At 63.5% G+C, this 15,033-nt stretch carries 14 protein-coding genes; 3 read left to right on the top strand and 11 right to left on the bottom strand.

Features of this window, described 5'->3' with window-relative positions:
* Positions 1-56: 56 nt before the first annotated feature.
* The 9 genes from AC3WJE_RS11030 to AC3WJE_RS10990 form a co-directional block, all read right to left on the bottom strand.
* Complete coding sequence (locus tag AC3WJE_RS11030; RefSeq protein ID WP_493730839.1) at positions 57-1,118, bottom strand: alpha/beta hydrolase family protein; 1,062 nt, start codon at positions 1,116-1,118, stop codon at positions 57-59.
* Positions 1,119-1,179: 61 nt separating this feature from the next.
* Positions 1,180-1,557, bottom strand: a complete 378-nt coding sequence (locus AC3WJE_RS11025) for a DUF1330 domain-containing protein (protein ID WP_493730838.1) — start codon at positions 1,555-1,557, stop codon at positions 1,180-1,182.
* 73 nt (positions 1,558-1,630) lie between these two features.
* Complete coding sequence (locus AC3WJE_RS11020; RefSeq protein WP_493730837.1) at positions 1,631-2,380, bottom strand: NAD(P)H-dependent oxidoreductase; 750 nt, start codon at positions 2,378-2,380, stop codon at positions 1,631-1,633.
* A gap of 23 nt (positions 2,381-2,403) precedes the next feature.
* A complete protein-coding gene (locus tag AC3WJE_RS11015) occupies positions 2,404-3,165 on the bottom strand; it encodes an SDR family NAD(P)-dependent oxidoreductase (protein ID WP_493730836.1) in 762 nt (253 codons plus the stop codon).
* Between the two features lie 36 nt (positions 3,166-3,201).
* Positions 3,202-4,044: an SDR family oxidoreductase gene (locus AC3WJE_RS11010; RefSeq protein ID WP_493730835.1), complete on the bottom strand. Its 843-nt coding sequence runs from the start codon at positions 4,042-4,044 to the stop codon at positions 3,202-3,204.
* A gap of 241 nt (positions 4,045-4,285) precedes the next feature.
* A complete protein-coding gene (locus AC3WJE_RS11005) occupies positions 4,286-5,308 on the bottom strand; it encodes a zinc-dependent alcohol dehydrogenase family protein (protein ID WP_493730834.1) in 1,023 nt (340 codons plus the stop codon).
* A 56-nt stretch (positions 5,309-5,364) separates the two neighbouring features.
* On the bottom strand, positions 5,365-6,348 hold the full coding sequence (locus AC3WJE_RS11000; protein WP_493730880.1) for an aldo/keto reductase: 984 nt from the start codon (positions 6,346-6,348) through the stop codon (positions 5,365-5,367).
* A 745-nt stretch (positions 6,349-7,093) separates the two neighbouring features.
* Positions 7,094-9,220, bottom strand: a complete 2,127-nt coding sequence (locus AC3WJE_RS10995) for a S9 family peptidase (protein ID WP_493730833.1) — start codon at positions 9,218-9,220, stop codon at positions 7,094-7,096.
* A 138-nt stretch (positions 9,221-9,358) separates the two neighbouring features.
* A complete protein-coding gene (locus AC3WJE_RS10990; protein ID WP_493730832.1) occupies positions 9,359-10,255 on the bottom strand; it encodes a LysR family transcriptional regulator in 897 nt (298 codons plus the stop codon).
* A 101-nt stretch (positions 10,256-10,356) separates the two neighbouring features.
* On the opposite strand from AC3WJE_RS10990, the gene AC3WJE_RS10985 reads away from it, so the two are divergent.
* The 3 genes from AC3WJE_RS10985 (at position 10,357) to AC3WJE_RS10975 (ending at position 13,011) form a co-directional block, all read left to right on the top strand.
* Complete coding sequence (locus AC3WJE_RS10985; protein ID WP_493730831.1) at positions 10,357-11,031, top strand: nitroreductase; 675 nt, start codon at positions 10,357-10,359, stop codon at positions 11,029-11,031.
* Between the two features lie 101 nt (positions 11,032-11,132).
* On the top strand, positions 11,133-12,110 hold the full coding sequence (locus tag AC3WJE_RS10980; RefSeq protein WP_493730830.1) for a quinone oxidoreductase family protein: 978 nt from the start codon (positions 11,133-11,135) through the stop codon (positions 12,108-12,110).
* 19 nt (positions 12,111-12,129) lie between these two features.
* Complete coding sequence (locus AC3WJE_RS10975; protein WP_493730829.1) at positions 12,130-13,011, top strand: arginase family protein; 882 nt, start codon at positions 12,130-12,132, stop codon at positions 13,009-13,011.
* Positions 13,012-13,062: 51 nt separating this feature from the next.
* Here the strand turns inward: AC3WJE_RS10975 and AC3WJE_RS10970 are convergent, their stop codons facing one another.
* Together AC3WJE_RS10970 and AC3WJE_RS10965 are read right to left on the bottom strand one after the other, a co-directional pair.
* Positions 13,063-13,875: a glycerophosphodiester phosphodiesterase family protein gene (locus tag AC3WJE_RS10970; RefSeq protein ID WP_493730828.1), complete on the bottom strand. Its 813-nt coding sequence runs from the start codon at positions 13,873-13,875 to the stop codon at positions 13,063-13,065.
* Positions 13,872-14,915: a purine-nucleoside phosphorylase gene (locus tag AC3WJE_RS10965; RefSeq protein WP_493730827.1), complete on the bottom strand. Its 1,044-nt coding sequence runs from the start codon at positions 14,913-14,915 to the stop codon at positions 13,872-13,874. Before AC3WJE_RS10965 ends, AC3WJE_RS10970 begins: the two co-directional genes overlap by 4 nt.
* Positions 14,916-15,033 lie beyond the last annotated feature (118 nt).

The following is a 15,033-nucleotide window of genomic DNA, read 5'->3' as shown; positions in this document are numbered from 1 at the left end:
TGGGGCCATGCACTCTTCCATATGGAAAAGCGCATGGCCCAATCGGTTACACGGCATCAAATATGGCTGCCAAACCAATCCAGAACGAGCTGCGGATTGCGGCCGAAGTAGTTGTAGCCCTCAAAGCGCTGGTCGGTGTCTTCGATCCAGAACAGCTTCTTGTCCCGGGATGAGATCGTGTCGTAGATCTCCTGCACGTTGGACTGCTTGGTCAGGAAGTCCCTGCGCACCTGTGCGACCAGCGTCGGCACCGTGACCGACCTGGCGTACTCCATCGGCCAGACGTCGACCAGATGGTAGCCGGTGCGCTTGTGGAACGCGGCGTCGAACAGCGCGACCCCGTTCGGGATTTTCTGGTTCTCGACTGCCGTCTGCACGAACACGCCTGGCGTCACCGGTTGCAGCGCGATCATGGCCTTGATGTGGGCGAACTCTTCCGGATGCTTGTGCATGCCCACGATGGTGGAATTCGCGCCCAGGCAGCGACTGTAAAGCGCGGTGCGCATGTTGCGGGTGTCGGGTCGGGACTTTGCGTAACGCAGCGAACCGATCACATCGCGATACTCCAGCACGCCATGACCGTTGACGCCGCCGCTGCCGGTACCGCTGCGGCCGTGGTTGCGCATGTCGTAGGTGAGGATGTTGTAGCCGGCATCGTGCAGGATCTTGTACTCGGGCAGGAAGTTCACCTCGAAGCCGCCGAAATCCTTCCATGGGTCCAGATGCCCCGGGTATCCGTAGCGATTGCACGGCATCGGGTGATTGAAGATCAGCAGCTTGTCGGAGTTGGCAGGAATGAACCAGCCTTCGATGGTCACACCATCCATCGCCGGGAAGAAGATTTCCTCGTAGTCCAGGCCGTACTCGTTCGGCCAGCGCAGGATCGGCGTGCGGGTCGAATGGGCCATGAGGTCGGCCATGCCATTGATGAACGCCTCGGATTTTGCATCGGGCGCGGCGACGGGCGGGGTTGCCTGGCCCGTCGCGGCCCGTGTCGCCGAGGACGCCACGGCCAGCAACGGCAGTGCGGCGAACGATGCGCTGGCCTTCAACAGCTTCCGGCGACTTTGCGACGAAGCACTCTCTTGCGTGGCGGAAACATCACCTTGGTTGCTCATAGCGGACTCCGTGATTGAGGGGTAGGTCGATATCGGACGTGAGCGCGGCTCGAAACACGCCCTAGTGCGAAGGAGGGACGAATCCCTCGGTGATGACGACCGTGCCTTCCGTCGATTCGATGCGGAACTTCCTGGCGGCGGTGTATTCGGGGGAGTTGTAGAAGCGTTGGGCATCGGCAAGGCTGGGGAATTCGGCGATCGCCATGACCGACTGGGGCCTGCCTTCCACCGCCGTCGCGTTCAGGTTGAACACGATGATCTTGCCGCCATAGCGGGACGCGAGCGGACCTGCCGCCTGCATGTATCGCCGGAAGCCGGCCTGATCCTTGATCGTGTAGTTGGCGATCATGTAGCCCGGTGCCTGTGCCGACTGGGCATTGGCCACCGCTGCAAGCGTCAACGCAATCGCGGCGGTGATGCCGATGATGTGTTTCTTCATTGGGGATATCGCTTTCTCAAGGTGGGCAAGTCATTGCTGTGGATGAATGGTCGATCTGCTCGTCGTGCCGTGATCAGAAAGCAGCCAGGCGTTGCTTCAAACGCTGCATGTCCGAGGCAACCTTGGGAGCCTTGATGACATCGAACGCAGCGAACGCCGGCAGGATCTCGATACCGCAGAACTTGTAGACAGAGGTCGTCGCGGAAAACAGCTCGTCGAGCGAGCGGCCGGCATGCAGCCGCTGGTTCTTGTCGTCGAACACTTCCCGGGGAGCATTCATGGTCAGCGACAACATGAACTGCTTGCCCTGCATCTTTCCGCCGCTGCCGTACTGCCTGCCCGGGTCGTCGGGGGTGCGGCCATCTCCGGATATGAAGGCCTGCTTGATCATGCCGGCGGTGAACACCTCATCGATGTACTTCTTGTAGATCCAGGGCGCGCCGAACCAGAACACCGGCGACTGGGTGACGATGATGTCGGCCCAGACGTGCTTGCTGACCTCATCGTCCATGTCGTAACCCTGCTCGATGTAGGTTTCCCGGACTTCGTAGCCCTTCTTCTGCATCTCCTCCTTGATGAGAGCGGCGAATGTGCGATTGAGCCGGCCTTCGCTGATGCCCGGATACTGCTGGTGTGCATTGATGATCAGCACGCGCTTGGCGGTACTGGCGGTTGGTGAGGAGGTGGTGGCGCCGGTCGCCGCCGTGGCGATGCCGGGCAGCAATGCAGCGGCCGTCACCGCCAATCCAGTCTTGAGGAAACCGCGACGGTCGCGCACGGTTGCCTCATCCGCGTTGTGCGGATCATCAGGTAACTTGCTCATGAGGAATGCTCCGGTGGGGGAGTTCAGGCTTGGTCGGTGGGCATGATCCACAGCTCGCTGATCGAGGCGTGGCGCGGTCGGGTGACCATGTAGGCCACACCATCGGCAATGTCCTCGGCCTGCAGGACTTCAGTGGCTTCGTAGAAGGCGTCGATGCCTTCGCGCATGGTGCCGCTGTTGTGCGAGCCCAGTTCGGTATCGACACCGCCAGGTTCGAGTACGCCCACGCGCACGTGCTTCTTGGTGATTTCCTGGCGCAGCGATTCGGTGAAGCCGTTCACGCCGAACTTGGTCATGTTGTAGACGCCGTAGTTGGCCCAGGCCACGCGGCCGGCGATCGAGGAAATATTGACGATGTCGGCGACCCGGCGCGGCCCGCCTTCGGCGGCGGCCAGCAGATGCGGAAGCGCCGCGTGGGTCATGTACAGCAGGCCCTTCTGGTTGATCGCGATCATCCGGTCCCATTCGTCGGGATCGGCGCCGACGATCGGGCCGAGCAGCATCAGGCCCGCATTGTTGACGAGGATGTCCAGGCGTCCGAACTGCTCGACCACGGTGTGCACGGCCGCCTCGGCCTGCGCGCGATCGGTGATGTCGGCAGGCACCGCGAGGGCCGTGCCGCCGGCGTCGCGGATCTGCGTGGCGAGCGCTTCCAGACGATCCTGGCGGCGGGCGATCAAGGCCACCGCGGCGCCCTGTGCCGCGAGCGCGCGTGCCGTGGCGTGGCCGATGCCGCTGCTTGTGCCGGTGACGAGGGCGACGGTGCCGGTGAGAGGGGATGTCATGAGTGTGTCCTGCACGAATGTGGATTGATGACGGCGTCAGACGTCGTCATGGGCGAGCGAGGAAGACAGTTCGCGATGCGCATGCGCCTGCTCCAGCAAGGCGTTGGCCTTGGCTTCGAAGGTCTGCACCGCGTCGGCACCGGCGGCGAAGCGTGCCGGTGGCACATCCAGTCCCGCGAGCTGCACGATCGCCGTGGCGAGCCTGGCCGGATCACCGCCCTGCTTGCCGTCCATGCCACTCCAGGCGGCGACGGTTTCCCGGGTGCGCTCGGCGTAGTCGTCGATGGAGGGCGGCGCATACGTGGTGGAGTCGGCGCTCAACAGCTCGGTGCGGAAGAAGCCGGGCTCGACCAGCATGGTGTGGATGCCGAACGGCGCGATCTCCGGGGCCAGCGATTCGGTCCATCCTTCGATGCCGAACTTCGCGGCCGCGTACGCCGTGCAGAACATCCCGCCGCTGATGCCGGCGGTCGAGGAGATATTGAGCAACAGCCCGGCGCGCTGCTTGCGCATCACCGGCAGCACTGCGCGGGCCACGTTCATCGGGCCGAACAGCAGCGTCTCGATCTGGCCGCGGACCTGCTGCGAGCTCAGCTCCTCGAAAAAGCCGGCGTAGAAGTTGCCGGCATTGTTGACCAGCACGTCGATGCGCCCGAATTTTCCGATCGCGGTCGCGACCGCAGCCCGGGCATCATCGGTGCTGGTGACGTCGAGCTTGATGGTCAGCAGATCGGCATGCTCGCCGATGGCCTTGGCCACCTTCGCCGCATCGCGGCCGGTGGCGACCACGGCGTGACCGGCGGCCAACGCCGCGCGGGTGATGTCCACACCCAGGCCACGGCCGGCGCCGGTGATGAACCAGACTTTCTTGATGGTCATGTGCGTGCTCCTTCTCAGTGATGACTGATTGTGTTCGCCTGCTGGGCGAACGGGCTGCATGGACTGTCGTGTTTATTGCCCAAAACAACGGATGCTCACGCTGCATGACTATCTGTTCATGGATGTGGAGGCCGACCAGCGCTCAAGGTGATGATCGCCAGCGGACGCGGAAGAGCGTGTGTAGCCGCCGGGCCGGGGCCCTGCGCCGTTGACGCCAGCCGCCCGATGAAGTCCCGCTCATTCAGTACGTCTGGGGACCTCGAATGACCACCTTCCCGAAGTGCAGTCCCTTGTCGAGGTGAGCGAAGGCCGCTTTGGCGGCTTCGAACGCAAAGACGCGATCGATGACCGGCCTGATGTCGGCCATTTCGATGGCCTGTGCTGCATTGCGCAGACCCTCACGGCTGCCCACCGCGATGTGCCGGAGCGTCGCGCCGCTCATGAACAGATCGAAGAAGTCGATGCCGGCTCCATCGGGACTGACGAAGCCGATAAGTGCGATCTCGCCACCCGGTCGCACGGCGCGCAGGCTCTCGGCGATCGTGCCGGGGCCGCCGACCTCCACGATGCGGTCGACGCCGCGCCCGTGTGACAACGCGCGTACACGCTCGCCCCAGCGAGGCTGCTCCCTGTAGTTCACGACCTCATCTGCGCCGAGTGCACGCAGCCGCACAGCCTTTTCCGTGCTGGATGTCGTGGCGATCACGCAGGCGCCCATCGCCTTCGCCAACTGCAACGCGAAGATCGACACGCCGCCGGTGCCTTGAACGAGAACCGTGTCGCCGGCGCGGATGGGAGTGCCATCGGTCAATGCACTCCACGCGGTCAGCGCCGCGCATGGCAAGGTGGCTGCTTCCTCGAAGGAGAGGTTGTCCGGAATACGCACCAGCGATTCCTGGCTGACCACCTTGTTCTCGACCAGCCAGCCATCGATCGCGCTGCCATAGTGGTACTGGCCAAGATTGGCCGGCATCCGCCCCGCGTACCAGCGCGGCTGAAAGGTGCCCATGACCCGGTCGCCCACGTTGAAATCATCGACACCCGCTCCCACCGCCACCACTTCACCGGCGCCGTCGCTGGTGGGGATCAAGCCTTTGAGGTGCGGTGCGGGATACTGATCGCGAAGTATCGCGATGTCGCGGAAATTCAATGAAACCGCGCGCACGCGGACCAGGACCTCGCCTCGCTGCGGTCGCGGTTCGTCCTCGTCATGCATGCGCAGGTCATCGATGCTGGTGAAATCGTGCAGGCGATAGGATTTCATGGGCTCTCAAGCACCTCTTCTTGACTGACGTTGCTGTCGTATTTCGGGCGGCTGGTTCACTTGGTTTCGTCGACGACACGCATCTGCGCTTCGTTCATCCGGCCGCCGTGCACGGTGAATTTCGACAAGGCTGTGTCGATTGCGTCCAGATCGGCTGCAGTCAGCTGCACATTGACGGACGCCAGGTTCTCCGCCAGATGATCGAGCCTGCGTGTAACCGGGATCGGAACGATCCATGGCTTCTGTGCCAGCAACCATGCCAGCGAGATCTGCGCGGGCGTCGCGTTTTTCTGTTTGGCGAATTCCCTGAGGAAATCGATGATCGGTGCATTGGCGGCGCGGTTCGCTTGACTGAAGCGATCGAATCCGGACCGCAGGTCCGTCTTCGGATCGAGCCTGGTCCGGGCATTCATGGTGCCGGGCAGAAAGCCCATGCCGAGCGGTCCCCATGGCACGAAGCCGATGCCGAGTTCCTCGCATGTCGTCAGTACGCCGTTGCGTTCGACGTCGCGCTCCATGAGCGAGTATTCGGTCTGCACCGCTGCTACCGGTTGCACCGCGTGCGCGCGCCGGATCGTGCTTGCGCTGGCTTCGGAAAGGCCGAAATGCAGCACCTTTCCCTCCCGGATCAGGTCCTTGATCGTGCCGGCCACGTCTTCGATGGGTACCGTCGGATCGACGCGGTGCTGGTAGTACAGATCGATGCGATCGGTTCGCAGGCGCTTGAGCGAGCCCTCGACCACGTTCCTGATATGCGCAGGCTGGCTGTTGAGGCCGCCGGCTTCGATGTCGAAGCCGAACTTGGTGGCGATGACGACCTGATCACGGAATGGCGCGAGTGCCTCACCGACGAGATCCTCGTTGGTGTGGGGGCCGTAGACCTCGGCGGTGTCAAAGAACGTGACGCCCTGTTCAAAGGCCGTGCGAATCACCTTGATGCCCTGATCCCGGTTTGCCGGTGGACCGTAGTTGGCGCTGATGCTCATGCAACCCGCACCCAGTTCGGACACCTCCAACTGCCCGAGCTTGCGCGTGCGCATGGGATGTCTGCCTTTGACAACGCCATCGACGGTCCCGGCATGCCCGGCTGAAGCGGCCCATGCCAAAGGACCGACGGCCAGGCCGGTGCCGACGATGGCGGCGTTGATCAGAAGATCGCGACGACTGAGCGCTCGCTGGTCCGGGGAGTTCGATTCGACGATCGTTTTGGAATTTTCCATCGTGATTCCTCTTCGGTGGATTTCTGGCGCGAAGGTACGTTGAGAAGCGCGATCGACGCAGTTCTCGTGGCGGTTCCTGCAAGGAGGAACGAGGTGCTTGCCATTGGCTCGGATGACGGCATGCCACGCCTTGCGATGTCGAGCCTTCGCGGACACGAGCCCGGACCTGGGTCGGCACGGCAGCTTTCGGGCGCTGGCGGGCGGCACTTCGACACAGAAGACTGCTGGACGATTCGGACCAGGACAGCCCTGCGTCGAGCGCTGAGTATGTGGCGATCGAGCGGTTTGCCAGTTGTCCGATTCGTGGGCTTTATTGCCTGATTCGACGAATGCAGCGCCGCGCTTGTTTGCGTGTAGCTCAGGCGTCAGCGGACGCGGATGGCATCAAGCTGGCCCACCGGCGTGAGCGAGACCGGTGATTCGGGATGGAGTAGCCGGAGGCCTCTGAAAAGATCAACCATCCGTGGCGGCGCTTCCGCCGCCTGCTTCTAACTCCAGGGCATCACTTCACGCATCCCGTTTGGTGGGATCGCGCGCCAGGCAGCATCCGCTGCTTACGCCCCCGCTATTCGGGGTCGACTCCTGCCACCGTCCGCGTGCCGCCGCCGCCGGGCGCGGGCATGGATCGGGTTCCGCCCAGATAGTCGGCCAGCCAGTCCTGCACTTCCTGGTACCAGCGGATGGAGTTGTTCTGCTTCAATATCCAGTGGTTCTCGTCGGGGTAGTACACGAAACGGCTGCGCACACCGCGGTTCTGCAAGGTGTTGAACAGCTCGATGCCGTGGTTGACCGGTACGCGATAGTCCAGTTCGCCGTGGATCACCAGGGTCGGCGTGTTGAAGTTGCCGGCCTGCAGGTGCGGCGAGTTCTGCTGGAACTGCGTCGGCTGCTCCCAGAATTCGCCATGCCGGCGTTTGCCGGCGCCGTAGTCGGCGGCGTACTGCGTGTACAGGTTGTATACACCGGCATGCACGATCAGCGCCTTGAACGGATGTTCGCGTCCGAGCACCACCGAAGTCAGATATCCGCCGTAGCTGCCGCCGCCGGCGGCCATGCGCTGGCTGTCGATCCAGGGCTGGGCGGCGAACCATGCGGCCGCCTTGATCGTGTCGAGATAGGGCAGGTTCGCCCAATCCGGATTGATCGAGTCGGTGAAACCCTGGCCAAAACCGCTGGAACCGTGGAAGTTGGGCCACGCGGTCACGTAGCCCCAGCCGGAGAACACTTGCGCTTGCCAGCGCCAGAAGAACTCATCGGTCACGCCGGCATGTGGGCCGCCATGGATCAGCAGGAACAGCGGGTATTTCCGGTTCGCGTGCTTGTCGAAGCCGGGCGGGTAGTTCACCCACATCTGGATCGGGTCGCCGTTGGCGCCGGCGTAGGTGACGCTTTCGTAGCTACCGAAATCGATCCTGGACAGTGCCTCGTCGTTGAAATGGGACACCGCTGTGGTGTTGCCATTGGCCGGATCGACCCGTACCAGCGTAGGTGGCTGCACGAAGCTTTCGTTCAATGCCACCAGCACCTTGCCGTCGGCCGATAGCGAGAGCGCGTGGTAGTCGGTGGTGCGGGTGATGGGCGTGGCTGCGCCCGTGCCGGTGTCGATGCGATACAGCCGCTGCGTGCCGGCGTCATCGACGCTGACGACCACGGTGCCGGCGTCGCGTACCCATTGCGGGCGAGCGACCGAGCGATCGAATTGCTCGGTGACGACCTGCTCCTGATCGCTGCTGCGATCGTGCAATACCCAACGTTGGCGATCGGCGTAGAAGTTGGGAATTTGCTGGCGTGAGTAGGCCAGCCAGCGGCCATCCGGGCTGTAGCTCGGCGCGCTGTCGTCAGCTGGATTGCTTGCGGTGAGGTTGCGTGGTTTGCCGCCTCGCACAGGCAGCACGTAGATGTCGGTATTGGTGCGCGTGCCGGTGGTATCGCTGTCCACGGTGAGTGCGACCTCATGCCCATCCGGCGAGATGTCGTAGGCATCGCTGCCGCTGCCGGGCATCGTCTGGGACACGAACAGCTTGACGCCGCTGCCGCGTGTGATGGGCAGTGATTCGCCGCCGCTGATGGCTACGCGATAAAGGTGCGCTTCGCGCTCGTCCAGCCATGTCGACCAGTAGCGCACCGGTGCCTTGTCCCAGGCACGTGCGGAGACTTTGGAATCCTTGAGCGCCTGCTTGCGTTTGGCCTGGCCTTCCCAGCTGCCCACGTCGGGCCATACGTGGCTGATGAAGGCCACCTGCCTGCTGTCGGGAAACCATTTGGGGCTGGAGGCCCCGGTCGGGACGTCGGTTATCCGTGTCGCCGGGTCTGCGCCCAACGCAATCACGTACAACTGGTTTACCTCGTCCTCGGCGCGTTTGGATTCGAACACGATACGGCTGCTGTCCGGCGACCACACCGGGTTGCCGCTGTTGAAACCTTTGGCGGTCAGCACGCGTGCCGTACCGCTGCTGTTGTCGAACAACCACAACCGCGTGCTGGGCTGATCCTTCCTGCGATCATGGGTGCTTACCGCCACCACGGTGTAGCGGCCATCAGGTGAGACGGCCGGCGTGGACAGACGCTTGAGTTGCCATAGCGTCTCGGCGGTAAGTGGCTTGCGTGTCTGAGTCTGGGCCGACGCCGCGGCGCTCAGGAACAACGAGGCCGCCAGCAATATGACCGCGGACCGGAGATGGCGATATTCCATCGAGCATTCCCCCATGCCTGAAAGAAGCCCAAGTGTGTTACGGCATGGATGTGCGGGCAAGTTCGCATCTGTGGATGCGATCTCCCTCGATCGGGCGTGTGATGCATCCGACCACGATTGCCCGAGCTTGATGCGTCATCAGTCCGAAAACCATTCGACCGCAGCATCGATGAACGAACGAAGCTTTGCAGTGCGTTGCCGGTCGGCGCGATAGACCAGGTTCAACGGGCGGGTCGGACCTTCGTAGTCCTTGAGGATGCGTACCAGTTCGCCCGTTTCCAGAAACTCGCGGAGGGTTTCCTCGGCGCCCATCACGATGCCGAAGCCGCCCAACGCGGCGGCGATCGAAGCGCGCATGTCGTTGACGCGAAGCTTGCCGGTGATCGGCGCGCGGAGGGTTCCGCTGTTGTGGGTGAATACCCATTCTGTTTCGTGCCGGCGATCGAGAAACAGATAGCTGATGCAGTTGTGGTGAACCAGATCTTCCGGCGTCGACGGCTCGCCATGGGCAGCGAGGTAGCCCGGAGATGCGCACGGGATCAATCGATAAGGGCGCAGCACGCGGGACACCAGCGATCCGATCTCGTTTACTACGTCGCCGGCCCGGAACACGGCTTCGAAGCCATCCTCGGTGAGGTCAACGTAGGTATCCGACAACACCAGTTCGATTTCGGTCAGCGGATGCGTGTCGAGGTAGCTCTGCACGAATGCCATGAAGTTGGAGGCACCGTAGTTGAGCGGTGCGCTTACGCGGATGCGACCGCGTGGCTGCGCGACGGCCTCGCTGGCCATCGCATCGGCAGCTCCGGCCTCGGCCACGATCAACCTGCAACGTTCCAGATACCGTTCGCCGAACTCGGTCAGGCTTTGTCTGCGCGTGGTGCGGTTGAGCAGGCGCACACCAAGGCGCGTTTCCAGTGTGGTGATGTGTTTGGCGACCATCTGCGCCGACATGTCCAGGTGCTCGGCTGCTGCGGCGTATGAGCCCGCATCGGCTGCGGCCACGAATGCCTCCATCCCCCGTAGTCTGTCCATGATTAACAACTATTGGTAATTAATGTTGTTTTGAAATGTACGTTTATTTACCCTGTATCTGCAAACTAAGCTCCCGGCCTGACATTCAAGGGAGTCTGCCAATGGACACGTTCTTCGCGGATCTGGCGCAACGCCGACGCTCGGTGCGGAGCTACCTGCCCACGCCACTCAGTCACGAGGAGATCACCGGCATCCTCGCTGATGCGCAGTTGGCGCCTTCCAACTGCAATACCCAGCCATGGGTCGTGCATGTGGTCAGTGGCCGTGCCAGGCGGGAACTGAGCGCGGCGCTGCTGCGCGATCTGGAACAGGGCCTTACCTCGCCGGACTTCCCGTTCGATGTGGCCAACTACCAAGGCGTGCACGCGCAACGCAGGGAGCGCCAGGGCAAGCTCTACCATCTGGCGCTCGGGATTGGACGAGATGACACGGAAGGTCGGTTGAGAAGTGTCCGTCGTAACCTGGCGTTCTTCGATGCGCCGCATGTGGCTTTCGTCTTCATGCCGCCGATGTATGGAAACGAGGTGCATGCCGCTGCGGACATCGGCATGTATGCGCAGAACTTTCTGTTGTCGCTGGCATCGCGCGGTCTGGCGGGCATTGCGCAGGGAATCCTGGCGAAGTACGCCGCGACGGTTCGCGCAGCGCTGCAGGTTCCGCACGATCACCGCTTGATGTTCGGCATCTCGTTTGGTCACGAAGATACGTCGGGCCTTTCCGCGACCGTCCACGTGGGGCGGGCGGCACTCGGTGAAGTCACCTTCTTCCACTGCTGACGATTGATCGCGCCGGTTGATGGCCGGTCCGCCGTCGTTGCCTTTGCAGTGCCGCCGGCGCGTTCTTCGCTATGGGACCAGATTGGGTCTGGAGACAAAACATGAAAATGAAAGCCGTGGTATCCCATGGCAACGCCGTCGATGGTCTTTCACGGGTCGAGGAGCGGGATATTCCCTCGATCCGGCCCGGCCATTCGTTGCTGCGTATCAAGGCGGCGACCATCAACCAGCTTTCCAGCACGATCCGCAATGGCGGAATGGACGGAACGCCGTTTCCGCTGGTGCTGGGAAATGAAGGTGCTGGAATCGTGGAGGCAGGCGCGAAGTTTCCACCGGGTACACCCGTGGTCGTGTACGGCGCCGGCGTACTCGGCGTGGTGCGAGATGGATTGCTTCGGCAGTGGGCGGTTGTCGAGGACAGTCGTTTGTTCGCATTGCCCGCCGGCCTCAGTCTCGATCAAGGCGCTGCCGCGTCGGTGAATTACATCACCGCCCACCAGGCGCTGACGCGCGTCGCTGGAATCAAGCCAGGACAGAAGGTTCTGATATCCGGCGGCACCGGCGCACTGGGACACGCATTGCGTGAAGTGGCCGAGTCATTCGGCGCCGAGGTCACTGTGGTCGTGTCCACTTCGGAGAAGGCGGCGAGCGCGAGGAAGCTGGGGGCGACTTCGATTATCGATCTATCCCGGGAATCGCTTCATGAGACGGCGGGGGCGTTGACTGACATGGCGGGTTACGACCTCGCTCTGGACGGCGTTGGTGGGCCGATGACCGCCGGAATGATCCGTGCGGTGCGGCGGCGGGGCACGGTCGTGTTGATCGGGTTTGCCGCAGGCACCCGGGCAGAGATCGATCTCGTGGACATCATCGTGAATGAAAAACGCCTCATCGGTTATGACCTGCATCTGGAGGATGACCACGCCGTGGAGAACGCTTTTCGGAACATTTCGGCGCTGATGGAAAAGGGCGTGGTTCGTCCTGTCATCGACAGCCACCATCAACTCGACGATGTCGAAGTTGCCTATGCGCGGCTCGCTTCGCGCAAGTCCATCGGCGCCATCGTCCTCCATCTTTAAACAACGCAGGAACAGGCACATGAATCCCCAGGAAAAAACCACCCTGCGCCTGCTGTTTCCGCAATGGCAGGGCGGCAACAATCCGCCGTATCAGCTCGGTGCGCAGTTGCTGAACTGGCTGGCGCCACCGGTGCATGGAGGCTTCGAGGAGATCGAAGTCGAAGCGCCGGCCTCCGCCGAGCTTCCGATCGAAGACGGCATCGTGGCCAAGCGGCAACTGTTGGCGCAGGCTGATCGCGCACGCGAAGCGATCGACCGGCACCAACCGGACCGGATCGTGGTGCTGGGCGGCGATTGCCTGGTCGATCTGGTGCCGTTCGCCTATTTGAACGAGCGATACCAAGGCGATCTGGCGGTGCTATGGGTGGATACGCACCCGGACATCATGACGGCGCGCCAGTTCCAGCATGCGCACGCGATGGTGCTCGGGAATCTGATGGGATTGGGCGACGCGGACTTCGTGCAACGGGTCGCCAGGCCCTTGGAGCCTCGGCAGGTCATGTACGCGGGATTGCAGGAAACACTGCCTTACGAGACGGCCGAGATCGCTCGGTTGGGGCTGCGGCATGTGGGACCGGCAGAGCTGCGCTCATCAAGTGAAGCAGTGCTGACGTGGTTGCGGGAAACCGGTGCGAAACACGTGGCCATCCATCTGGATCTGGATGTACTTGATCCGCGAGGGTTCCGCTCGTTGCTGTTCGCCAATCCGGATGTGCCTGTCGACGCCTTCGATGGCATCGCCCAGGGCGGAATGCGGGTGGCCGAAGTCGTCCGCTTGCTCAAGGATGTGTCCGCCGTTGTGGATGTTGTCGGTCTGGGAATCGCCGAACATCTTCCGTGGGACGCCATCGCACTGAAGGCGATGCTCAGCGAGCTTCCCCTGATCGGCGGGCGCAGATAGCGCTTGGCAACAACAGCAGCGCATCCGCAAGCGGCGGCACACGGAGCTGTTTCAGTGGTGGGCGTTGCCGGCGGTCACGCATTGCGGCGTATCCGATACCAGCACGTCCGCCGGATGCGTCGCCAGGAACGTCGCATAGCTCGCACAGCCTTCGCGCGCGGCCAGCGCGTCCAGCGATTCGCCCTGCTGTGTCGGCAATGCATCGCTGATGACGTGCAATCCGCTGGCGTGCGCGGCTGCGAACAGTTCCGGTGCCGAGCGCTGCGGTACATACAGCGCCAGCGGTCGTCCCGCTGCCAGTTGTCGATAGCGGGCGATGTCGTCCGCCTGCGTCACCAGCACCGACACCGGCGCGCCGTCGCCGTTGTCCAGCGCCTCGGTGGCCTGCGCGCGATTGAAGGTCAGCAGGATCGAATGCGATGCCAGTCGGTAACGCTGCAGCAGTGGCCGCACTTCGGCGGCGGTGGCGCCTTTCAGGTCCAGCATCAGCCGCACTTCTGGCGCCTTGGCTGCCCAGGCCGCGACTGCGTCGAAACGCGGCAGCGGCTCGTCGGTGACATGTCCGTCCGGTGCACGCAGGCGCACCTGCGCCAGTTCGCGGTCGCTGCGTTCGGCAATCGCGCCGTGGCCGCTGGTGCTGCGATCGAGCGTGTCGTCGTGCAGCACCCACAGCGTGCCGTCGCGGCTGCGGCGCAGATCCATCTCCACGCCGAAGCCGGTCGCGCCGGTGATCTGCATCTGACGCAGGCTGTTCTCCACCTGCGTCGGTTGCAGGCGGCCGCGATGGCCGATCACTTCGACGGCGTCGACGTGTGCGGCGGTCGTCAGCGATATCAGCAGCAGGGGCAGCAGGCGCGAGTTCATGGCGTCGCGCCCGGTACGCCATCGCGCCAGTGCGTCCAGTCCGACACGATCACCTGCGCCAGCGCATCGGCAACGCGATAGGCATTGGTCGTCGCTGGCAGGAATCCGCCCGAATTGGCGCGCAGCGACTCGGCCACGTCCTGGCCCGGTGCTTCACGGTCGAAGTTGGAGCCGGTGCGCAGCACCGCCACGCGCTGGAAGTCGACGCGGCCGGCTTCGGCGCCGCGCTTGAGTGCGGTCAGCGTGGCGTTGTCTTCCATCTGCGTGGTGCACACGCGCGCCTTGCCGTCGCTGACCAGTGCGTTCTGCGCCGCCATCGCCGCCGCCATCTGCGTGCCATGCCAGTAGGTATCCGAGGACTGCGTATCGCAGATGCTGACCTGCGGCGCGGCATTGCCCGGTGCCGACGGGTAGCGTGCGCGATAGGCGCGGGCGGCGTCGTTGTCGAGCAGCTCGACGTTGCGGGTCAACGCGAACGCGCGTTGCAGCAGCGCCTCATCGAGCTGGTACAGCTCGGTGCCGGCATCCCAGGCACCCTTCTCGCCGGGCCGCGACGAGCCCAGCGCCAGGATGCCCGATGGCCACCCGGCCGGCGCCTGGCGCGGATCGATCGAATAGGTCAGCCCGCCATCGACCACGTAGCGCGCCCAGTGCGCCGAGCCCAGCGTGCCAAAGGCCGGATCGATACCGCCGATGCCGGCGACGATCACATAGCTGTGGCGCAGGTCGAACCGCTCGGACAGCACCAGCGTGGTGGTGACGCTGGCGGCATTGGCATAGCCCATGTCGGTGGTGACCATGCACAGCGTGGTGTCGTCGGTGCAATGCACCGCCGGATAGCGCGGCGCCAGCCCCGGCAGCTTCACCTCGCGGGTCAGTTGCGCGTGTTCCAGCCACGGCTTGGCTTCGCCGTCGAACATGGTGATGACCAGCACGCGTGGCGCGATCGGCGCACCGCTCGATTTGGCGAAGGCGGACAGCGGCAGGCTACAGAGCAGCAGGAGCGCGAGGGCGCGCACGGCGGTACGTGAGGGGAGCATCGGAGGGGGCTCATCAGTGGGACGTGGGGAGTCTCACTGTAGCGATGTATGGGGCGGACATCGCACGGAATCTGCATTCGTGGAGGCCGACCGTGTCGTTCCTTGCAGCCCGGAACGA

Source organism: Pseudomonas sp. GW821-FHT07E12 (assembly GCF_058986605.1).
This window is presented reverse-complemented; position numbering and strand designations above follow the sequence as displayed.